Source organism: Staphylococcus arlettae (assembly GCF_025560845.1).
Classification (GTDB): domain Bacteria; phylum Bacillota; class Bacilli; order Staphylococcales; family Staphylococcaceae; genus Staphylococcus; species Staphylococcus arlettae.
The window spans coordinates 1,025,325-1,046,787 of the sequence record NZ_CP094803.1 but is presented as its reverse complement, the minus strand read 5'-3'; the positions used below and the strand labels follow the sequence as shown (position 1 = coordinate 1,046,787).

At 31.3% G+C, this 21,463-nt stretch carries 19 protein-coding genes and 5 tRNA genes; 6 read left to right on the top strand and 18 right to left on the bottom strand.

Annotated features, from left to right (window positions below):
* Nucleotides 1-11: 11 nt before the first annotated feature.
* From MUA37_RS05135 to hemE, 10 genes are all read right to left on the bottom strand, one after another.
* Nucleotides 12-85: transfer RNA gene (locus MUA37_RS05135), tRNA-Gly, on the bottom strand.
* A 12-nt stretch (nucleotides 86-97) separates the two neighbouring features.
* Nucleotides 98-173, bottom strand: a tRNA-His gene (locus tag MUA37_RS05130).
* Nucleotides 174-188: 15 nt separating this feature from the next.
* A tRNA-Phe gene (locus MUA37_RS05125) sits at nucleotides 189-261 on the bottom strand.
* 4 nt (nucleotides 262-265) lie between these two features.
* Nucleotides 266-341: transfer RNA gene (locus tag MUA37_RS05120), tRNA-Asp, on the bottom strand.
* A gap of 9 nt (nucleotides 342-350) precedes the next feature.
* Nucleotides 351-424 (bottom strand) — tRNA-Met (locus MUA37_RS05115).
* Between the two features lie 387 nt (nucleotides 425-811).
* Complete coding sequence (locus MUA37_RS05110) at nucleotides 812-1,369, bottom strand: RBBP9/YdeN family alpha/beta hydrolase (RefSeq protein WP_142019558.1); 558 nt, start codon at nucleotides 1,367-1,369, stop codon at nucleotides 812-814.
* A gap of 151 nt (nucleotides 1,370-1,520) precedes the next feature.
* Nucleotides 1,521-2,873, bottom strand: coding sequence for an IS1182 family transposase (locus MUA37_RS05105; protein ID WP_021459431.1), 1,353 nt, complete (start codon nucleotides 2,871-2,873; stop codon nucleotides 1,521-1,523).
* 337 nt (nucleotides 2,874-3,210) lie between these two features.
* Nucleotides 3,211-4,605 carry a protoporphyrinogen oxidase gene (hemY, locus tag MUA37_RS05100; protein WP_142019557.1) on the bottom strand — a complete coding sequence of 465 codons (1,395 nt, stop codon included), beginning with the start codon at nucleotides 4,603-4,605 and terminating at the stop codon, nucleotides 3,211-3,213.
* Between the two features lie 17 nt (nucleotides 4,606-4,622).
* Nucleotides 4,623-5,546, bottom strand: a complete 924-nt coding sequence (hemH, locus tag MUA37_RS05095; RefSeq protein WP_262624872.1) for a ferrochelatase — start codon at nucleotides 5,544-5,546, stop codon at nucleotides 4,623-4,625.
* 64 nt (nucleotides 5,547-5,610) lie between these two features.
* Nucleotides 5,611-6,645 carry a uroporphyrinogen decarboxylase gene (gene hemE, locus MUA37_RS05090; protein ID WP_002510546.1) on the bottom strand — a complete coding sequence of 345 codons (1,035 nt, stop codon included), beginning with the start codon at nucleotides 6,643-6,645 and terminating at the stop codon, nucleotides 5,611-5,613.
* Between the two features lie 215 nt (nucleotides 6,646-6,860).
* Here hemE and MUA37_RS05085 point away from each other — a divergent pair, with 215 nt between their 5' ends.
* Nucleotides 6,861-7,364, top strand: a complete 504-nt coding sequence (locus tag MUA37_RS05085) for an antibiotic biosynthesis monooxygenase (protein ID WP_002510547.1) — start codon at nucleotides 6,861-6,863, stop codon at nucleotides 7,362-7,364.
* 183 nt (nucleotides 7,365-7,547) lie between these two features.
* Here MUA37_RS05085 and ecsB read toward each other — a convergent pair whose 3' ends face one another.
* Together ecsB and ecsA are read right to left on the bottom strand one after the other, a co-directional pair.
* Entirely contained in the window at nucleotides 7,548-8,771 is a 1,224-nt protein-coding gene (gene ecsB / locus MUA37_RS05080) for an ABC transporter permease EcsB (RefSeq protein ID WP_262624871.1), read from the bottom strand.
* Entirely contained in the window at nucleotides 8,768-9,505 is a 738-nt protein-coding gene (gene ecsA / locus MUA37_RS05075; protein ID WP_002510549.1) for an ABC transporter ATP-binding protein EcsA, read from the bottom strand. Before ecsA ends, ecsB begins: the two co-directional genes overlap by 4 nt.
* Nucleotides 9,506-9,634: 129 nt before the next feature.
* On the opposite strand from ecsA, the gene MUA37_RS05070 reads away from it, so the two are divergent.
* The 4 genes from MUA37_RS05070 to prsA all read left to right on the top strand — a co-directional run bounded on the left by MUA37_RS05070 (nucleotide 9,635) and on the right by prsA (nucleotide 12,475).
* Entirely contained in the window at nucleotides 9,635-10,060 is a 426-nt protein-coding gene (locus MUA37_RS05070; RefSeq protein ID WP_002510550.1) for an HIT family protein, read from the top strand.
* Nucleotides 10,061-10,138: 78 nt separating this feature from the next.
* A complete protein-coding gene (locus MUA37_RS05065) occupies nucleotides 10,139-10,510 on the top strand; it encodes a YtxH domain-containing protein (RefSeq protein ID WP_262624870.1) in 372 nt (123 codons plus the stop codon).
* Nucleotides 10,511-10,662: 152 nt separating this feature from the next.
* Nucleotides 10,663-11,232: a DUF3267 domain-containing protein gene (locus MUA37_RS05060; protein ID WP_002510552.1), complete on the top strand. Its 570-nt coding sequence runs from the start codon at nucleotides 10,663-10,665 to the stop codon at nucleotides 11,230-11,232.
* A 259-nt stretch (nucleotides 11,233-11,491) separates the two neighbouring features.
* On the top strand, nucleotides 11,492-12,475 hold the full coding sequence (prsA, locus tag MUA37_RS05055; protein ID WP_262624869.1) for a peptidylprolyl isomerase PrsA: 984 nt from the start codon (nucleotides 11,492-11,494) through the stop codon (nucleotides 12,473-12,475).
* 47 nt (nucleotides 12,476-12,522) lie between these two features.
* On the opposite strand, the gene yhaM is transcribed toward prsA, so the two are convergent.
* The 6 genes from yhaM to xdrA form a co-directional block, all read right to left on the bottom strand.
* Complete coding sequence (gene yhaM / locus MUA37_RS05050) at nucleotides 12,523-13,464, bottom strand: 3'-5' exoribonuclease YhaM (RefSeq protein ID WP_002509206.1); 942 nt, start codon at nucleotides 13,462-13,464, stop codon at nucleotides 12,523-12,525.
* Nucleotides 13,464-16,397, bottom strand: a complete 2,934-nt coding sequence (locus MUA37_RS05045; protein WP_262624868.1) for an ATP-binding protein — start codon at nucleotides 16,395-16,397, stop codon at nucleotides 13,464-13,466. Before MUA37_RS05045 ends, yhaM begins: the two co-directional genes overlap by 1 nt.
* Nucleotide 16,398: 1 nt before the next feature.
* Nucleotides 16,399-17,583, bottom strand: a complete 1,185-nt coding sequence (locus tag MUA37_RS05040) for a metallophosphoesterase family protein (protein ID WP_002509208.1) — start codon at nucleotides 17,581-17,583, stop codon at nucleotides 16,399-16,401.
* Between the two features lie 204 nt (nucleotides 17,584-17,787).
* Complete coding sequence (locus tag MUA37_RS05035) at nucleotides 17,788-18,132, bottom strand: YlbF/YmcA family competence regulator (RefSeq protein WP_002509209.1); 345 nt, start codon at nucleotides 18,130-18,132, stop codon at nucleotides 17,788-17,790.
* A 71-nt stretch (nucleotides 18,133-18,203) separates the two neighbouring features.
* Nucleotides 18,204-19,334, bottom strand: a complete 1,131-nt coding sequence (locus MUA37_RS05030) for a DUF445 domain-containing protein (protein WP_262624867.1) — start codon at nucleotides 19,332-19,334, stop codon at nucleotides 18,204-18,206.
* A 210-nt stretch (nucleotides 19,335-19,544) separates the two neighbouring features.
* Nucleotides 19,545-20,009 carry an XRE family transcriptional regulator XdrA gene (xdrA, locus tag MUA37_RS05025; protein WP_002509211.1) on the bottom strand — a complete coding sequence of 155 codons (465 nt, stop codon included), beginning with the start codon at nucleotides 20,007-20,009 and terminating at the stop codon, nucleotides 19,545-19,547.
* Between the two features lie 432 nt (nucleotides 20,010-20,441).
* Here xdrA and purU point away from each other — a divergent pair, with 432 nt between their 5' ends.
* Nucleotides 20,442-21,293, top strand: coding sequence for a formyltetrahydrofolate deformylase (purU, locus tag MUA37_RS05020; RefSeq protein WP_002509212.1), 852 nt, complete (start codon nucleotides 20,442-20,444; stop codon nucleotides 21,291-21,293).
* Nucleotides 21,294-21,463 lie beyond the last annotated feature (170 nt).

The following is a 21,463-nucleotide window of genomic DNA, read 5'->3' as shown; positions in this document are numbered from 1 at the left end:
AATAATTAATATGGAGCGGGTGATGGGAATCGAACCCACAACATCAGCTTGGAAGGCTGAGGTTTTGCCATTAAACTACACCCGCGTTTAACGATTATGGGGCGGTTGATGGGAATCGAACCCACGAATGTCGGAACCACAATCCGATGCGTTAACCACTTCGCCACAACCGCCAACATTAAAAGTAATGGTTCAGGACAGAATCGAACTGCCGACACATGGAGCTTCAATCCATTGCTCTACCAACTGAGCTACTGAACCATAATGGCGGTCTCGACGGGAATCGAACCCGCGATCTCCTGCGTGACAGGCAGGCGTGTTAACCGCTACACTACGAGACCATTATGTAATTGCGGGAGGCGGATTTGAACCACCGACCTTCGGGTTATGAGCCCGACGAGCTACCGAACTGCTCCATCCCGCGGTAATAATATTAATTGGCTTTTATTAGCTTACTTATCTAATATAACATTTCTTTAACTTTGTGTCAACAATTAATTAATTGTTTTTAACATTTAATTAACATGAATTTAAAATTTATATGTCAAAATTAAAAGTTATATGTGGTTTTCTTAAGTACTTAATTAGTATATTAAGTTTTGCTTATATAGTCAATAACCTTTCAAAAAAAATTGGTGTAAAAAAGGATTATAACGATAATTTTCTATTTTTAGTGTGTAATTTATGTAATAATTTTGTTATTTATTATAACTTTGTAAAATACGTGCATGTAGCTTTATAATTTTAAGTTGTAAAACGCTAGAATAAGTAGCTTTTTACTCTAGCGTTAAGTTATTGAATTTTTATAAAGTTAACTACTCATCACTGCTTGCATTTTACTTTGTAACTTAATAAACGTAGAAAAGCCATCTTCTTCTGTAAAGTGGCCACCACTTTCAGTAACTTTACATGTCCCATCTAACGTTTCAATAAGACGCTGAGTTTCTTTATACGAGACTTGTTGATCGTTTTTTGCACATAAACCATAGAACTCACATACTTTACCTTTAATAATGTCATAATTTAAAGTAAGATCTTGGATATTCAAATCTTCTGATATAGCTTGTGCATCATCTTTAAAACCAGCTATGGAGAATAACCCTTCCACTACTGGCATGTCAGCTAATTCAATATATTTTAATGCTGCTAACGTTCCAAAACCATGTGTCACAAAATATGTATCTTCTTTCTTAACTGATATTTGTCGTTTCATCTCTTCTATCCACTGTGCTAAATTGTCATTACTTTCTATAGCAATATTAAACAATGTAACGTCGTATCCTTCTAATATCAAATTGTTTTCTAACCATTCATACCAATGATTACTTGAATCACCATGTTTAGAATGTACTATTATTATATCCGTCATGATTTTACCTCCTAATCTAAAATTGAAACCGATTATACATACAATATAAATATATTAATATTACAGAACGTGGACAAACCCTTCGCAAGTTAATGCGAAGGGTTTATTTATTTTCTTTTTTTATAGTTTTTTTCAAAATTGCAGTGGTCTTTCAGACCATTACTGGGCCTTTTATTAGCCACATTGCGATTTTTTTAAGATTCATGGCAGCACAAATTAGCGTGGTATCCATGGAAACTTTGTCATGTCCTCTATATCTCGTCCATCTCATACCATGCTGTTCTTTTGCATCGCCAAATTTTCTCTCTATTGTTTGACTTCGCATTTTATATTGTTTTTTAATTGTATCCACAAACCTTAAATCTTCAACTATATCTAAATCATCTTGCCAAACATGTCTTCTAATTTGTTTTATGGCATCTTTACTTTCAGTACATTTATTTAGTAGTGGACAGTCTCGACATATTGAAGCATCTGATACATATAATCTGTGTCCTGTTGGCATTGTTCTTTTATATAGTAAAGTTTCATCATTAGGACAAATATAAGTATCATAATGTTCATCGTAGATGAAATCTTTTGTTCTGAAAAAACCAGGTTTTCCTTTAGGTCTCGTATATGGCATTGCTGGTACAATTGCTTTTTCAAGCAAAAAGTGTGCATTAAAAGGTGTTTTATAACCTGAATCAATTGCTAATGTGATAGGCAACATCTGCTTGGTTTCCAATCTTTCAATCATTGGTTTGAGTTGTGTACTGTCGTGAATATTACCAGGTGTCACGTGCTTATCAATAATATAACCATTTTTATCTACACATGCGTGTAAACTATAAGCAAATTGCTTTTCTCGTTCACCTTTAACGTAGTACCCAGCTTCTGGATCAGTCGTACTTACTTTTTTGGTTTTATATTCCTCCTTGCTTTTATTTTTTATTGGCTTTTTTCCTTGTGCTCGCCTTTGTTCATTTATTTCATTATCCAATTCTTCTTGGAAGTGAAGTGTATCTTTTTTTACAATTTTTTTGATGTATTTATTCTTATTTGCATTTGCTTTAATATGTGTAGAATCAATGAATAAAGATGAGTGATCTATTAAGTTATTTTTGATAGCTATTTCTAGTATTTTCTCAAATATTTGTTCAAATAAATCTGTATCATGAAAACGACGTGTATAGTTCTTACTAAAAGTTCCGTAATGAGGTACTTTATCTAAAAAGCTATATCCTAAATACCAACGGTAAGCTACATTTGTTTCTATTTCTTTAATTGTTTGTCTCATTGATTTAATGCCAAACAACCTTTGTATGAGTAATATTTTTACTAAAATAACAGGATCTATAGATGGTCTACCATTATCAAGGCAATATTTGTCTTCGACAAGTTCATACACAAAATTTAAATCTAATATCGCATCGACTTTACGTAATAAATGATTATTAGGGACTAATTCAGAGATAGAAATCATTTCATATTGATCTCTTTTATCAATTGATTTATTCAACATAATAAACACCACCACTGTTTAATTTACATATATTATAATGTTTTTGTGTAATATTGGCAGTAATTTATGCCGACTCCTGCGGGAATATCACTAGCCGAAGACTACAGGCTAAGGCAGTGCCCGCGGAAAGCGTGCATAAAAAAACTGCCAACAAAGTCGGAGACTTTGTCGACAGTCTGAAATATATTAATATTATACTTATTATTCAAGTTTAGCTACTTCTATAAATATAAAACTGGAACATTAATAATGTTCCAGTTAAAATCAGCTCGTTAAATATTCTCTTAAAAATCTTCATTTCACCTTTAAATTGTTCAGTTAAGGTTTTAAAAATGATTTATAGTTCTGATAAAATGTCATCTACTGCTTTTTGGGCTTGCATTACACAATCTGGAAGACCGACAGCTTCAAAAGGTGCACCCGTGATAGCTAGTTTTGGATACGTAGCACGTATATGTTCTTGTATGGTCTTAATTTGTCCGATATGACCGACATGATATTGTGGCATACTATGCGGTAATCTATTAACAATGCTAAACTCAGGATCACCTTTTATAGTCATCATATTACTTAAATCTTTACGCACAATATTCACTATCTCTTCGTCTGAATGTTCATTAACAACATTATCCCCTGGTTTCCCTACATAAGCACGTAATAATACTTTTCCTTGAGGTGTCGTAAATGGCCATTTTTTACTAGTCCAAGTACAAGCAGTAATATTTGTGTTACTTGTTCTAGCGATAACAAAACCAGTACCTTCATAAGTATTTTCAATATCCGCTTCATCAAAAGCGAGGACAACCGTTGCTACTGTCGTTGATTGCATCGTTTTAAAATAATCAAATCCAGGGTCATGGTCAAAACATTTCATAAATGCTTCGTGCGCTGTTGCTACAATAAGTCCATCATATTCTTGCACTTCATTATCTAGGTGTAAATGATAGCTTTGTTGAGATACTTCAATATCTTTTACTGGTGTATTGTATTTAAAGTTAACGCCTGCTTGACGTAGATGAGTTTCTAAAGCTTCTATAAATGAACTCAAACCATGTTGAAATTGTTTGAATTGGCCTTTAGGCGCACCAGGATATAATTTGTTCTGTTTTTGACGTTGTTCTTTCTCATAGCGCATGCCTTTAATTAAACTACCAAACTGGGCTTCTCGTTCTTTAAATTGAGGAAAGGTACTTAAAAGACTTAAATCATCTATATTTGTACCATAGATGCCACCCATTAACGGTTCAATTAAATTCTCTAATACTTCATTCCCTAACCTATATCTGAAAAATGCGCCTACTGAAATATCATTTTCAATTGGCATAGTCTTTTTAAATAAATCTAGTCCCGCTCGTAATTTACCTTTAGGTGAAATTAGTTTTGTTTTTAAAAATGGCTTGATATCAGTTGGAATTCCCATGATTGAGCCACCGGGAATTGGATACAGTTTATTTTTAGCATAGATATATGATTGACCGGTTTGATTTGTTATCAAATCATCTGCTAGACCAATATCTTCAGCTACTTCTGTCATAATTGTTTTACGACCTAAATAGGATTCTGGACCTAGTTCAATCGTATAACCATCCCGGCGATATGTTTGAATTTTTCCTCCCGGTCGATTAGTCGCTTCGTAAATTGTGACATTGACATCGGGTTGTTGCTTTTTTATAAAATATGCACTCGACAGTCCTGTAATGCCAGCACCAATAATTGCAATATTTTTAGCCAATTTGGATCACACTACCTTTAATAAAGATTTCTTATTTCGTCAACAATCGCATTTATAAATAATGGATCAGTATTAGGCATTTCTGGACGATAATATTTTGCTCCAACTTCATCACAAACTACCTTACATTCGTAATCATTATCGTATAACACTTCTAAATGCTCACAAACAAAACCAACTGGTGTATAAATGAAGTTTTTATATCCATGTTCTTGTGCAAGTTTTCTAGTTAAATCTTGCACATCAGGTCCTAACCATGGTGTTCCTGTGTTACCTTCTGATTGCCAACCTTCTGCAACGTGTATAATATTAGACTTTTCTTTTAATAATTCTGCTGTATCATGCAGTTCATCTGGATATGGGTCATTACTTTGTTCTATCATACCTTTTGGCAAACTATGTGCAGATACAACCAATACAGTATCATCATGTTCTTCCGGTGAAATTGTTGCTAATGTTTCATTAATTTTTTCAGTCCAATATTGAATGAATTTTGGTTGATGGTAATAATGTGAAACGTGTGTCAATGAGATTCCATAATCATCTGCTGCTAATTTAGCTCTTTTATTATATGACCCCACGGAGAAATTTGAAAAGTGTGGTGCTAACACTACAGTTATTGCTTCTGTAATACCATCTTTGTTCATGTCTTCAACTGCATCTTCAATAAATGGATGAATATGTTTTAAACCTATATATAATTTAAATTCTACATCACTATATGCATCATTTAAGGTACTACACAGTGCTTCAGCTTGATTTTGTGTCGTACTTGCTAAAGGTGATAAGCCTCCTATAAATTCATATCTATCTTTTAAATCTTGTAGTTCTTCTTCTGATGGACGTTTACCATGTCTAATATCTGTATAATAAGCTTCTATATCGCTTTCGCTATATGGTGTACCATATGCCATAACTAATAGTCCTACTGTTTTTTTCATTGTGTTATCATCCTTTTTATCAATCATTTCTGTGCATTTTAATAATCAATGCAAATTCAAACCCTTATCGCTTAGTGTAATTGTGCACAAATGTTGTTATTTTCTCCAATGTTTGTGGTTGTACTTCTGGGAAAACGCCGTGCCCTAAATTAAATATATGTTTACCATGTGCCATACCTTGATCTAAAATTGGTTTTAATTTTCGTTCTATGACATCCCACGGAGCTAATAATAATGAAGGATCTAAATTCCCTTGTAATGTCTTGGTGATATGCAAATCTTGAGCTTGTTGAATAGAGCAACGCCAATCTAATCCTAAAACATCAATTGGTAAACTATCCCATTGTTTGATTAAATGACTTGCACCTACACCAAATAAAATTACAGGGACATCGTATTGTTGTTTAATTCCTGTAATGAGTTTATCCATGGCAGGCTTAATATAATAAGCATAATCTTCTTCATTTAATGCTCCGCCCCATGAATCAAATACTTGGATTAATTCAGCCCCTGCTTCTACTTGTGCTGAGACATAAGTAATAGACATTTCTACTAAATGATTCATCAATGCAAACCACGTTTCTTCGTCGGAATACATCATGGCTTTAGTATTGTTATAATTTTTCGAAGGACCTCCTTCGATCATATAACTTGCCAAAGTAAATGGTGCTCCAGTAAAACCTATTAATGGCACATTTAATTTCTCTTCAGTTAGTAATTTAATAGTATCTAATACATATGGTACATCGCGCTTAGGATCTATCTTCCCTAATTTTTCAACATCTTGTAGAGATTTTATTGGATTGTGAATTACAGGTCCTATACCCGACTTGATCTCTACATCAATGCCAATTGGTTGTAAAGGGGTCATAATGTCTTTGTATAGCACGGCAGCATCTGTATTATAATTATCAACAGGTAAGTGTGTTACGTATGCACATAATTCAGGTTGGTGCGTGATTTCAAATAATGAGTACTTTTCTTTTAGTTTTCTGTATTCAGGTTGAGAGCGCCCTGCTTGTCGCATAAACCACACAGGTGTATGGTCAACTGGTTCACCTTTTATCATGTGTAGTATTGTGTTATTTTTATTAAGCACCTGCGATTCCTCCTAGATTATAATCATTCTCATCTATATTATCATACTGTACTACCCTGCGTATTTTAAAGTGCATAAATGTCATAAAAATGCCATAGAGTGTACTTTATTGCTTTCTAATCATTTGACTATTGTATTCTAATGTAAATCTATTATAATATTACCAAAGCATAATTTTTTATTACATGTTTATTTAACTAAGGGGGACCAACGATATGAAAATCTATGCATCCTATGGAACATTTGGTTATTTAAATCAAATCCGATTGAATAATCCTAATCACAACTTACTACAATTTTCGACATCAGATTCTTCAGTAATTCTAGAAGAAACAGATAATGATACTGTCTTAAAAGAACCACTGATTTATGAAGTTATAAAATCTGAAGGTGATTTAAAAGAAGATTACTTTTATTCGGTCATATTCATACCTGCATCCGAAGATCATGCCTATCAATTAGAAAAAACACTCCAAGGGGTTACGGCAGATTTCAAACAGTTTGCTGGATTTAGAGCTTATCGTTTCTTGAAACCAGATCAAGGTTTAACTTATAAAATTTACTTTGGTTTTGAATCACGTAGTGCTTATGAAGACTTTAAAGCATCTTCTGTTTTTAAAAATCACTTCGATAAGCTTGCATTAAGTCAATTCTTTGGACTAAGCGGGCAACATTCAAGTTACTTCGAAAGATTTTTATATCCAATTGATGATAATTAAATAGCAATGTTAATACACTAAAATAGGAGTGAGACAGAAATCTGATTTTAATAAAAATGATTTCATCGTTTCACTCCTGCTTGTAAAACTAGAATTGAAAGCTTGATTAACGAGCATTTTCAGTCATCTACTGACAATATAAATTGAGGCTGGGTCATATCAATTATGACCCAGCCTTTTTGTTTAATCTCGTAATAAAGCTTCTTGATATTTAAGTTTTTTTGTCACATTTCTAATTGTGATAGCACCCACTACAAAAAAGATTAAAGCGTAATAGAAAAACAATGGTTGCACACTTGTATAAGTGATAAATAATATTACACCTACAATAGTCATTAACCGATATAAAAATTGTTCGTATCCTTTAATCACTTTAGCATCAGACACTGGCCATACTTGTGGCCACAAACCATAGGCTTGTTGCGTATAAAATTGTGCCATTTGCAAAATAATAATATACATAAATAAACTTCCGATTATTAATGATATTATCATTTGGTCAAGCCATACCATTAAGACGATTGCTATCAAAATCAACCTTAAGATAATGTTAAATGCATCTTTACCTCTAACAAAACTGCGGATAAATAAATATAAATACATATTATTTTCATTAAATCGTTTCCCCTTAGGTGTAGGTAAAAGAGGATCTAAATAACTTCTTCTTACTGCAGTTGTTTTGATATGTTTTACATCTGTAAACATATTTACAAATTTATAATAGTTCATATGATGTTGTTCTTCAGCATTAATCATTCGTTCCCACGGAAACAATTGCTTTTGGTTTAAATAACGTAGCAATACAATTAACGCTATTAATATTATTACGATAGGTAGGCCAGATAAATTTTTAATTTCTAACGTTACATAATACATAGCCGTGTATAGAATAAACAATAACGTATGTACTGACCAACCTTCTAATTTATACTTGTACCATTGCCATTTTAACAGCAAACCTAACATTGGATTTATGAGTGCAACAATAGCAAATACAATATAAAAACTAAAGGTCTGATTATTCAGCACATAAAATAGTGGAAAGAATATGAGAACAATAACAATTTGCATCCCAACTCTCAACATATAACTATAAACAAGACTTTTCTTCATATAAGTACTCATATGTTGTTCAAACGGTAATAAAAAGAGTTTATCTGCTTCTTTCAGCAATGTTCTTATTGGAAACAGTGATGTAATAGCTACAATTATACTGACAATCAACGCATAATTAATATTTTTAGGCATCGTTTGTAACCATTCACCATAACCCAAAATAAAAGCACCTAATAATATAACTAAAAAGACTGAAAAATGACCGTTAAAAATAAATTTATTATAATATTGCTTTTCTTTTGTGATTGCTTGCTTTCTTCTATTAAATAAAGCTTTTGCACTTTGACTCATGATTGTTGTCCACCTTGAGTAACATGGATATAAATTTCGTCTAGTGTTTTATCTGTCATTCCAGTTTGCGACTGTAAGCTTGCTAAATCACCTATTGCTACGATTTCACCTTTATCTAGTATAATAAAACGGTCGCAGTATTTCTCTGCAGTTGCCAAAATATGGGTACTCATTAATACTGTTCTACCCTCTTCTTTCTTTTCTACCATTAAATCTAACATTGATTGTATACCTAATGGATCTAAACCAAGAAAAGGTTCGTCAATAATATATAATTCAGGATTAACGATAAAAGCGCATATTATCATGACTTTTTGTTTCATCCCTTTAGAGAAGTGACTAGGAAATATACCTAATTCTTGTTTAAGGCGAAAAGTTTGTAGTAATGGTTCTGCACGTTCCATAGCAGTCTCTCTATCTATACCATAAGCCATTGCTGTCATATAAATATGTTCTTGTAATGTTAGTTCGTCATATATGACTGGTGATTCTGGTATATAAGACAATTTTTTTCTATAATTTTCAACATCTTCATTAATATCAACATTCGAAATAGAAAGCTTACCTTGCATTGGGTTAAGTAGTCCTAACATATGCTTAATAGTCGTACTTTTCCCTGCGCCATTCAGTCCAATCAGCCCTACTATTTCTCCTGATTTCAATTCAAAATTTATATTGTTAATTACAGGTGTTTTACCATACCCACCTGTTAGATTTTCTACTTTTACTGTCATTTCGCACCTCCATAAAATACATTGTATCAAAAAAATAATTTCAGTGATAAATATATAGTTGAAATATTACGAATCATAACAAGGAATGCTATAATAGTCCATAACAATGATACAAGGAGTGTAGTTTATATGACTGAAACAATCTTTAGTAAAATCATCGCAGGTGACATCCCAAGTTTCAAAGTTTATGAAGATGACTACGTTTATGCCTTTTTAGATATTTCTCAAGTAACTAAAGGTCATACGTTATTAGTACCTAAAAAAGTATCAGCTAATATTTTCGAAACCGATGAAGAAACAATGAAACATATCGGTGCAGCTTTGCCAAAAGTAGCAAATGCTATCAAATCAGCATTTAATCCAGATGGTTTAAATATAATTCAAAATAATGGTGAATTTGCAGACCAATCTGTATTCCATCTACATTTCCATTTACTACCAAGATATGAAAATGATACTGATGGTTTCGGTTATAAATGGGAAACGCATGAAGATATAATTGACGATGCACAAAAAGAAACTATTGCTAAACAGATCGCTGCACAATTTGAATAATAATGCTTAATTATTCTTTAAAATGGGTAATAGTGTAATATTAATTATTGAGATATTTTAGAAATGAGGAGAGTATTTATGAAAGTAGCTCAAGTATTATTAGGATTAGGTGCAGGTGTTGCTACTGGTGTTGGTGTCGTGTTAATGAATCGTGAAAATAAAACACAAAACCAATTAACTGGTAATCAAGTAAAACCAACAGGCGCTGATTCTGAATTAAGTCGTGAAGTAGATTCAATCAAACAAAATATTAACGACATTACAAACTATGTCGCTCAAATCAAATCAGAAAGTACTGAATTCGGTAGTTCAATAGGTGATGAAGTTAAAGAAATGATTGGTTCGTTTAAAGCAGATATCACCCCAAATATTGAACGTATCCAATCACATGTAGAAAATCTACAAAACCGTGGAGAAGAAATAAGTAAAACATTTGAAAAAGATAAATAATCTATAGTTAAATTAATAGTATTTAATAGAGACATTGACGTTAGTTATGCGTGTAATGTCTCTATTTTTTATAAAACTATCTTGACGATTAATTCAATACGGTAGATAATACTTAGATATATTACACTTATCATTTAAAGGAGAATTGGTGTATGTTTTTATGCTCACGTCATATTGATATTAATGCACGCTTTGGTCTGCCAAGAATTGCTTTTTTAAGCTTTGTTGCAACCATTATTTCCTATTTAGTTTGTTTTGAAATTATGCATTATTTTTCAAACACTGCCTTAACAGATAGATATTTTTTGTTATTTCTTGTTATCGTTATTTTGCTTTATCCAGTGCATAAAGCTATACATTTAATTTTTCTGTTCCCTTATTATAAATCTTTTAAAAAATATAAACTCATACGCCAAAAGCGTGTACCTTTTTATAATACTTACGTAAATACACCTATCAATAAAATATACTTTTGCATTGATTTGGTTATGCCATTTATCATCATTTCGTCAATTTGCATTTATCTTTGCATACTTTTTCCATTCATAGGTCACTATTTGATGTTTTTATTAGCACTCAATATTGGTTATTCTATTATGGATTTCCTCTATTTAAAAATCATCGTATTTTCTAATGAAGGGACGCATATCGAAGAACACCAAACAGGTATAAATATTTTAAATTGGGTTGAACGCAGACAACTAAAATCCAATCGCGTATAAACGTTAACTCGAATAAAGCTATTCATATATGACAAAAGTACCTACAATCTTGTTAAAAACATCGATTGTAGGTTTTATCATTTCACAACCATTTACAGAAAAAATTTGATAATATGCTAATAGGTCTTTTGTATAGCGTAGTTACTCTATAGGCTATAACAACTAATACTATAGTCTTATATCATTAGTTTATAATTGGTCAAATCTTGAGTTTATGTTATATTTACCTTGTTATTATTACAAAAGGAGTTTCCAACATATGAAATCATTTAAGAAAGTCTTAATACCAGTCACTGCAAGTGCCCTTTTATTAAACGCATGCGGCAATAATACTACAGATTCTAAAGAAGATACGCTAATTTCTTCAAAAGCTGGAGATGTTAAAGTAGAAGATGTTATGAATAAAATGGGTGATGAACAAATTGCTAATAGTTCATTCCAAATTCTATTGAACAAATTGCTAGCTGATAAATATAAAGATAAAGTTGATACAGAAAAAATTGACAAAGAAATTGAAAAAGAACAAAAACAATACGGTGGTAAAGATCAATTTGAAAGCATGTTAAAACAACAAAGTATGACTTTAGATGATTACAAAGAGCAAAAAAAATTACAAACTTATCAAAAACAATTATTAAATGAAAAAGTTGATATATCTGATAAAGAGATTAAAGAAGATACTAAAAAAGGTTCTCATATTTTAATTAAAGTCAAAGAAAATAAAGACGATAAAGAAGGTTTATCAGATAAAAAAGCAAAAGAAAAAGCTGAAAAAATACAAAAAGAAGTAGATAAAAACCCTGATAAATTTAGTGATATTGCTAAAGAAGAATCTAAAGACACAGCTTCTGCTAAAAAAGGTGGTAGCTTAGGTTACGTCATTAAAGCACAAATGGATGACAAGTTTGAAAAAGCCTTATTTAAACTTAAAGAAGGTGAAGTATCTGATATTGTGAAAACAGATTACGGTTATCACATCATAAAAGCAGATAAAGAATCTGATTTCGATGATGAAAAAGGTAAACTTAAATCACAAATTATACAACAAAAAGTTCAAAAAGAACCTAAACTACTAACAGATGCATACAAATCATTACTTGAAGAATATAAAGTAGACTATAAAGATAGAGATATCAAAAATGCAATTGAAGATTCAATTTTAGATCCCGAGAAAATCAAGCAACAACAGCAACAACAGCAACAACAACAAGGTGCTAGCCCTGCTATGTCATCTGGACAATAGAAATAAAAACGACACGTATGAACTTTATCATACGTGTCGTTTTTTATTTAGTCTAACGCTGTAGGTTTATAAAATTGTCTGCCATCTAAGCCAAAGATACGTTCTGTAAACTGACCTTTTTCAGTTTTATTATATGCTTTTTCAAACATATTCATTTTCGCATCAATATTATCAATAAAGAATAAGATTTCAGCTTCTTTAATATGAGGTAACTTAGGTGAGCCAAATTCCATTTTTCCATGGTGGGCTAAAATCATATGTTTAAGCAACATGATTTCTTCACCTTCAATATTCAATTCTTTCGCTGCTTCTGATACTTCTTCACTTGCGATGGAAATGTGTCCTAATAAATTTCCTTCGACCGTGTATGTGGTAGCAACCGGTCCACTTAACTCTCTAACTTTTCCTAAATCATGTAAAATAATTGAACTATATAATAAGCTACGATTTAACAACGGATAAATATCACATATTGATTTGGCAACTTGTAACATTGTCAAAACGTGATAACTTAACCCACTGGCAAAGTTATGGTGGTGCGAACTAGCTGCTGGAAACGTAAAGAATGCATCTTGATACTTACGAATCAAATGACGTGTGATACGTTGCAAATTAGCATTTTCAATTTCTAACATATAGTGTGAAATTTCTTCTTGGATTTGGTCTGGTGTTAATGGTGCTCCACCTACAAAATCTTGCGTTTTCATATTATCTTCAGGAGTTGCTAATCTAAATTTATTAATTTTCATCTGCTTACGTCCACGGTAGTTTATAACATCACCAAGCACGTGAATAATTTTTTCAGGTTCTAATAATTTCATATCTTCTTTAGTAACTGTCCATAACTTAGCTTCTATATCTCCACTTTTATCTTGTAAATATAAAGTCATATAGTCTTTGCCTTGTGCTGTAACACCTTGTGTCGCTTTATGAATTAGGAAGAAATGATCTACTGAATCTCCTGCATTAAGTTTCTCAACATTTCGCATTATTTACCGCCTTCCTCAGGTTTATTTAAAGTGACGATTTGTTTTGTTGGTATAGATGAATCTCTCATACATGTGAAGTATAAAATCTGGTAATCATGTGGTAATGTTCTTAAATAATTTAACATCAATTCTTTACGTTTTTTATCAAAATGAACAAATGCATCATCAATAATAATTGGAAACGGATAATACGGTTTTAATGTCATAATCAAGCTCAAACGTAATGCAATGTATAGCAATTCTTTTGTTGATTGACTTAATTCAACAGGAAAATACATTTGACCATTGCTATGTTTAACCATTAAATCATTGTTAGCATAAGTTACTTGAACATAATTCCCACTTGTTAAATGATTAAAGATACTCGTTGCTTCATTAATAACTTGAGGCAATCTTTTATCTTTAATTTGTTGTATGTGACCGTCAACAAGTGCTTGCAGATAACTTAAACTTGCCCAATCTTTCGCTTCATCATTCAAGCGATTTTTCAATATATGATATTGATGTCGTAGATTTGCCAGTGTCGTATCTGTTTCCATATGTGTAATCTTAGAGTTTAAGTCACTAACTTCAGATTGTAGTTCAAGAAATTGATCATTATAGTCATCGACTTGTTTTGATAGAACTGAATCTTCTTGTGCAAGCTGTGCATACGTTTTACTACTTAATTTTGAATTATCATCATAGGAATAATTTTGATTTTCTAGATATTTAGATAAATCATTAAACCTGTTTAGTTGTTGATGATACTTTTGATAGCGTTCATGTTGTTGATAATACGATTCTTCATCTTCAACATTAACATGTTCAAACAATTGAGATACAACGTCTTGATTTTCTTGTAATCTTAATGACAATTGTTTGATTTCATTTTTTATTAATTTAATTTGATCACTATTACGTGTGAATTGCTCTAAATTACTTCTAGACTCATTTAACCATTGTTTAACATCATGGAAAAACGCGAGTGCATTAAATTGTGTAAACTGATTTTTAGTTACTTCTTGTGCATGATTATAAAAGTTGTCAATATCGTCTTTTAAGTTATTTCTTTGTTGAATTAATTCGTTAATATGTGTATCAAACTCTTTGGCTTTATTGATAGTACTTATAATATCTATAATTAATTCGTCTGATATTTTATCAGATAAATTTAATTCTGTCTTTGCATTAGAAATATTAGTTTCAGCATTATTAAATAATTTTTGCGCATGACTATAGCTATTATTCAAATATTGCTCTTTTTTATCTAAAGCTTCTTGTGTTTTCAGAGCATTATTCCATTGTTCTCTAATGCGATATTGTTCATCTAAATCAAAATCTAAATCATAATTTTGTTCCAAGTCAGCAACTTGTGATTCTAAATCTTCTATCTCTTTAGAGAAAGTTTCGCTGTGACCAACTTGTTTCGTTTTGACAAAGAACACGCCTACAATAAAGACCACTGTCAAGATTGCAAAGACGATAGCGAAAATAAGGTTCGCAGACATAAAAGCAAAAATCGTTAATCCCAAACCAATAATAGATAAAACGATAAGGCTCATTCTTAATAAATTTTGTTTACGTTCTTTTTCTTTTTGCTCGTTATCAAATGCTTCTTTCATTTTATGATAAAGATTATTTTTTTCTTTTAACTCAAATTGTTGACGGCTATGTTGCTTTTTCTTTTCAAATGTTTCTTCTGGAACGATATCTGCTTCTAAAGCATCTAGCTCGCCATCGTTTGTTTCATTATCAATTTTGTTTTCTTCTATATCTCGCTCTAATCGTTGTATATAGGCTGCTTGCTCTTGCTTCACCTTGATCTGTTCATTGACATGACTCTTCATAGCTTCCGAACTGTCTACGTCATGATAAATCTCTTGCCAGCCTATATGTGTTTGCAGACCAGCTTTTTCACGTTGTTTGTCTTGTATCTCTTTATCTAATGATTTAAGTTCAAATTCTTGTTGTTTTATTTTGTTCTCTTGCTGATACAACGCATTAATTGCTTCTATATCTTGTTTTTCAGCGACATTAATTCTATTATTTTCATTTTCTAATTGCGCTAATTTCTCTTCACGTAAGCTAATGTCTGTTTTTAAAGTGTCGATTTGACTTTTTGAAGTTTCATAACGATCAATACCTTGTTCTGGAAAATGTACTGGTTCAATATTGAGTGAACCTTCCAATGATTTCCATTCTTGTGTTTGTTCATGAAGTGCAAGCTCTTTTTGTTTTTCGTTATGCATTTTCGATAATTGTGCCAAATTTTGCTTCAAATTATTTAAACGTCGCTCTGCTTTGTCTTTATCATCTACATATCTTTGGTACGTTGTTAGTTTAGCTTCTTCGTCACGAATTTGAGCTTCTAACTGATTTAATTGTTCCAGTTGTTGATTAATTGTAGGATTCCGTCCAGATTTTTTATAAATTTCATCTTTACGTTCATGTAATTGCGCACGCATACTAGTAAATTCGGTAGAACCTAATGCGCCTGCTTGTAACAAATAATCTTGTAACTGAGTTTCATTCATATTTTTATGAATATCTTGCAGTCCTAAAACATCAAATGAAAATATGCCTTGATATGTACGTTTAGTAATATAATTTAAGTATTGTTTCAACCAGTCTTCGTCTTTAATAGCACCATTAGGTAAATATACTTTAACATCACCTGTAGCACTACCTTTAACTCGTTCAACTTGGATTTCTGAACCATCGTCCGTAATTAACGTTAACTTTCCACCGTATTGATTTCCCAATCTAGGTTCAAGCCTTGGCTCGTTTTCTTTTTTAGTTGGAAAGCCGAACAATATAGAATGGATAAAAGCTTGTATTGTAGATTTACCCGTTTCATTTTCTCCATATATTTCAGTAAAAGTATCATTGAATTCAATTTTACTTTCAATGAATTGACCGTAACCATAAATATCCAAAGATTTTATTTTCAATTTACTCACCTCCCATGTCTTCTTTTAACAAGTTTTCCGCATGTTGTATTAATGTTCTTCTATCAAACTCTGAAAAATTATCTAAATACTTCGATGCTTTGGGATTCAAGTATAAATCGTTCATCGCTCGTTCAAATAGATTATCATCATTTATTAAATCTTGAGAAAATTCATTCACGAGCGGGTGTCTACTTTCTACATTTGGTACGATATTTAAATCTTCTATAAACACAAAATTATGCTCATTTTTTTCATAATCACTAATCATCTCTTGGACTTGCAATTTGTCTTGTTGTGATATAGCCTGGTCAGAATTAACTAATACATCAAGTCGATAAATTGCCTTACCTTGTTCTCTAACACTTGCTTTAAAGCTTTGAATTTCTTCAAACAATCCTTGTTTAGTAGTTTTATCTGAAGTAATTTGAGCTTGTTCGAAACGAATGTGTTGTGTAGCTATAAATTGAGCTGTTAATTTTAAGTGATCTCCTTCTACTAATAGACACCCTTTTTCTCCTTGTTCTTTAAAGTGTCTACCTTGAATATTACCTGGATATTGAATTTGTGGCATTTCACTTAACGTTTGTCTCTCATGTATATGACCTAATGCCCAATAATGATACAGCTTTTTATTTAAATCTTCGAGTATAAATTCTGTATAACGGTCTTTAGCATTTGATTTACTATAAGTACCATGCAAGATTCCGATATGTATGCCTTTTTGACCTTGACTAGATGGGTATGCATCTATTTTATTTTCATAACTGGCATCATTTTGATAACTAAAACCATGTAAATAAATTTCTTCTCCGTTTTTAGTTATTGTTTGATATGTTTCAACATTCTCTGAAAATACAGAAACATTTTCTGGCCATTCAGTTCCAACTTTATTTGACAGTGGATCATGATTACCATGACAAATATATACAAATATTTGTTCTTTATTCAATCTCTCAAATTGTTCTTTTAGAAATACTTCAGCACGCAATGTTCTGTTTTGTTGATCAAACAAATCACCTGCAATAATTAAAAAATCTACTTCTTCAGTTAAGGCTAAATCGACAATTCTTGTAAAACTTTCATAAGCACTATTTTGCATATCTTCAAATATTGATTGACTTAAATAACTTCTAGATTTGAATGGACTATCTAAATGTAAGTCAGCACAATGAATAAATTTAACCATATCCAATAGATCTCCTTTGTACAAGGGTATTTTTAAAGATGACGTGATAATGATTCATGTAACATTGAAATGTTCCTATGGTGAGATTAACACGCACTTTTACATTTATATTTTATCACACTCTTTTCATTTCAGTCGACAAACAAAAAGCCACAACACAAATATTTGTGTTGTGGCTATAATCTATCCGATTAATCAAGTTGATTAGTCAGCATAAATTTCATCTAAAGGTTTTACAATGATTTGATTGATTTCTTGGAATACTTGGCTCATTTTTTGTTCAGCAGCCATTAATTCAGAAATGTTAGAATCATTTTCGATTTGTTGAGCTTGCTCTTGCGCTTTTTGTAGCTCTTCTTCACCGATTTCTTCACCTTGCATTTGTTTTTGTTGGAAACTTAATTGAGTTTCACGGAATTCTTCAAATAATTTTTTTGATTCTTCATTAGCTTTAACATTTTCATAAGCGTTTTGAATAGCTTGGTACTCATCACTTTCTCTTAAAGCTTGTTCTAGTTGGTTTGCATGATCGTATAAATTTACTGCCATAACTTATTCACTCCTTCTGTGTATGTGTGTCTTTTAACCACATCGATAATACAATAACATACTTTTATTTGTTATACAAAGATAGCAATTACACCTTGTAATGCGCCTATAATACCACCTAATAAAAATCCTAAAGACATGATTAATTTTAATTCTTTATTAGCAATATCGATAATTAATTTTTCTATATAATCTAACTCAAATGAATTTACCTGTTCTTCAACAAGACCACGTAAGTTTATTTTTTTCATAATTGGTGATAACTTTTGTGAAACATTATCAATGATTATATGCGTTAATTTAGTAGTGAATGTCGACTCTAAATAAGTAATAAAATTCGGCATTAATTGATTAAATGGTTTATTTACGTTTTTATCTATTTGCATATAACCAATAACTAAATCTTTAAATGCACCTTTTAAAGTCACAAATTGTTCTTCATTTACTACCACATGTAGTGATTTTTGTTTTAGATTGCTATATTCATCTTTAATGATTTCTTGAGCAATGCTTTTGGCTTTTGGATGACTTGTCATTCGTATTAATTCACTTTGAATACGATCTGCGATACTTTCTTTGGACATAAACATTTGTAATAAACCAATAATTTTGCCCTTTTCAGCAAAAAATGTATCTAACATTGAGGCAATGTCGTGCGTACCTTTTGCCGATCGTAAGTATGCATTTGCTCTATCAAAAAGCATTTCATGTAAATTTTCGACTTTAGCGTCTACGAGTGTTGTCATTTCAGTTGGTACTATTGATTCAATCGAATCTGTATGGTGATTGTCATAGTATGCTTGAAGTTTATCTGAAATAAAATGATCTGTTTTATCTTCAACTAATGTCGCAATTTCAATATTAAATTTCTGAGCAAATTGGTGTATTGTAGCATTGTCATGTTTTAATTTCCCAATTTGTTCTGTAATCATATCATGTATCGCTTGCTGTGATGTCGCAGTATTTAACTTTGCTTTTATTAAACTTTCTGTTAATAAGTGTTCTTCGATAACTTGTCCGATTTTTGTAGCAATTTCACCTCTACGTTTCGGAATCAGTCCCGGTGTAAATGGGACACGTTTGTTAAAGATATAATACGTTTTAAATGGATGAAATAACATTCTAACTGCAATGATATTTGTAACTCCACCTATAATTGCACCTATAATAACCATAAATAATATTATTAGCAATGCATGCATGCTGTAGCACTCCTTTAAATTGAACTTCGTCACACAAACATTATATATTGAAAAACCAGTATTTTATAATTATTGTACTTACATCATTAAATCTATATGATACTTTGAACAAATAAAAAAGACCTAATGATATAGGTCTATTCTATACAGTGATTAAATCATTAAATATCATATTATATTAATAATCCTACTATCACTTCGAATTACTTATTATACATGCATTAATTCTTCTTTTGAAATTCTACCAAAGTACGTTTCTGCTTCTCTTAATTTTGAAGTACCAAAAATTGGTTGCGTTTCTTGATTTAACACTCTGTAAATATCGCTTACTTTATTACTTTGTAATATGTAACCATTACGAGTATCTACAGTATTCCAATATATATCACTTGTAGTTGAGTGATTTGGATACGCACAATGATTTCTTGAAATAGTTTGTACCATTTCTAATGGATCACATCCGAATGTACTGTTAAGTACATCTGAATCTCTAAATAATGCACAAATCGATACACAAGTTGTCCAATTTGGTAATACTCTTTCTTTTTCTATTTGAACTAAAGTTTTCTTTGATAGTCCTATTGTTTGAGCCATAGTATCTTGTGTATACCCTGCCTCAATACGCACCATTTTGAACTTTGTTTGAATTAAATCTGTAAAACTTTGTCTATCCATTACTTTAATCTACCTTTCATAAAAGAAATATTTTATCCGGACACAAGAAATTGCAATAATACACGCTTCTTGAAACACAAATTACATCTTAATACAATTTTAACTAAAATAAAAGAGTGAAATTCATTTTTCGTAATATTTTATTATTGGCACAATTGTCAAAATAATCTAACGGTTTCCAACCATACTCGTACATTTCAGACTTGTGCAGAATCTTGTATTCGGAATCTTACATATGTAATCGCTTCTTTTTTTTAACTTTTTACTCTTTTTTACTAAAATCACTACATTATATTATAACCTACTTTTAGTTACTATTCATCGTTAATTTTAAAGTTCATTAATTTTTCATATTTGGAATAATATAATTTTACAGTTATCAGAATTTTCATTATAATCAAAGTTACTTTTAAAAATTAGGAGTGGAAAGCAATGCATGATAAATATATGTTACTCGCAACATGTAAGGATAAAGTAGGTATTACTTCTTTAATTACTAGCACCATAGCTCAATATAATTCTAATATTTTACATTTAGATCATTTTACTGAGTATGATAATAAAAATGATACTGAAGGTAATTTATACTTACGTTTTGAGTTTGAAAAGGTAGATGGTGTTAAGGCAGCATTAGAAACGGAATTAGCAAGCCACAATATTACATATGAACTATTTGATAGTTCTGTCAAAACGAAAATTGCGTTATTTGTCTCAAAAGAAGATCATGCTTTTAACGAAGTATTATTACGTGTACAACGTGAAGAAATCCCAGCCGAAATCGTTTGTGTTGTTAGTAACCATGAAAACAATCGCCATTTTGCCGAAAGTTTCAATATTCCTTTTTATTACGTACCAAGTAATGAAGAAAAACCAGTAGTTGAACAAAAAATCTTAGATATTTGTGCCAAACATGACACTGAACTTATCGTTTTAGCTAAATATATGCAAATACTATCAGATAATTTCGTTAATCATTATGAACATAAAATCATCAATATTCACCACTCGTTCTTACCTTCATTCATTGGAGCAAACCCATACAAACAAGCATGGGAACGAGGCGTCAAACTTGTAGGAGCTACGGGGCATTATGTTACGTCTGATTTAGATGAAGGACCCATCATCGATCAAGACGTTATACGTATCAACCATCGTTATAATGTCCAAGATTTACGCAAAGCAGGCCGACACGTAGAATCACAAGTACTCGCACAAGCTGTAGAATATCACGTATTGCATAAAGTAATAGTCACAGCAGGTAATAAAACTATAGTTTTTGCATAAACTTAAAGGGAGTGGGACAGAAATCTGATTTTGAAAAAATGATTTCGTCGTCCCACCCCAGCAAGGATGACTAGCGTTGAAAAAGCTTGGTTTTTGAAGCGCATTTTCAATACAGTCAGCTACTGCCAATATGCAAAGAGGCTAGGACAATATTGTCCCAGCCTTTTATT

Bases quoted from the DNA above. Each gene is read 5' to 3' on its own strand.
- MUA37_RS05110 (WP_142019558.1), bottom strand. From the start codon at position 1,369: ATGACGGATATAATAATAGTACATTCTAAACATGGTGATTCAAGTAAT.
- MUA37_RS05105 (WP_021459431.1), bottom strand. From the start codon at position 2,873: ATGTTGAATAAATCAATTGATAAAAGAGATCAATATGAAATGATTTCT.
- hemH (WP_262624872.1), bottom strand. From the start codon at position 5,546: ATGAAAAAAACAGTAGGACTATTAGTTATGGCATATGGTACACCATAT.
- MUA37_RS05085 (WP_002510547.1), top strand. From the start codon at position 6,861: ATGAAAATCTATGCATCCTATGGAACATTTGGTTATTTAAATCAAATC.
- ecsB (WP_262624871.1), bottom strand. From the start codon at position 8,771: ATGAGTCAAAGTGCAAAAGCTTTATTTAATAGAAGAAAGCAAGCAATC.
- ecsA (WP_002510549.1), bottom strand. From the start codon at position 9,505: ATGACAGTAAAAGTAGAAAATCTAACAGGTGGGTATGGTAAAACACCT.
- MUA37_RS05070 (WP_002510550.1), top strand. From the start codon at position 9,635: ATGACTGAAACAATCTTTAGTAAAATCATCGCAGGTGACATCCCAAGT.
- MUA37_RS05065 (WP_262624870.1), top strand. From the start codon at position 10,139: ATGAAAGTAGCTCAAGTATTATTAGGATTAGGTGCAGGTGTTGCTACT.
- MUA37_RS05060 (WP_002510552.1), top strand. From the start codon at position 10,663: ATGTTTTTATGCTCACGTCATATTGATATTAATGCACGCTTTGGTCTG.
- prsA (WP_262624869.1), top strand. From the start codon at position 11,492: ATGAAATCATTTAAGAAAGTCTTAATACCAGTCACTGCAAGTGCCCTT.
- yhaM (WP_002509206.1), bottom strand. From the start codon at position 13,464: ATGCGAAATGTTGAGAAACTTAATGCAGGAGATTCAGTAGATCATTTC.
- MUA37_RS05040 (WP_002509208.1), bottom strand. From the start codon at position 17,583: ATGGTTAAATTTATTCATTGTGCTGACTTACATTTAGATAGTCCATTC.
- MUA37_RS05035 (WP_002509209.1), bottom strand. From the start codon at position 18,132: ATGGCAGTAAATTTATACGATCATGCAAACCAACTAGAACAAGCTTTA.
- MUA37_RS05030 (WP_262624867.1), bottom strand. From the start codon at position 19,334: ATGCATGCATTGCTAATAATATTATTTATGGTTATTATAGGTGCAATT.
- xdrA (WP_002509211.1), bottom strand. From the start codon at position 20,009: ATGGATAGACAAAGTTTTACAGATTTAATTCAAACAAAGTTCAAAATG.
- purU (WP_002509212.1), top strand. From the start codon at position 20,442: ATGCATGATAAATATATGTTACTCGCAACATGTAAGGATAAAGTAGGT.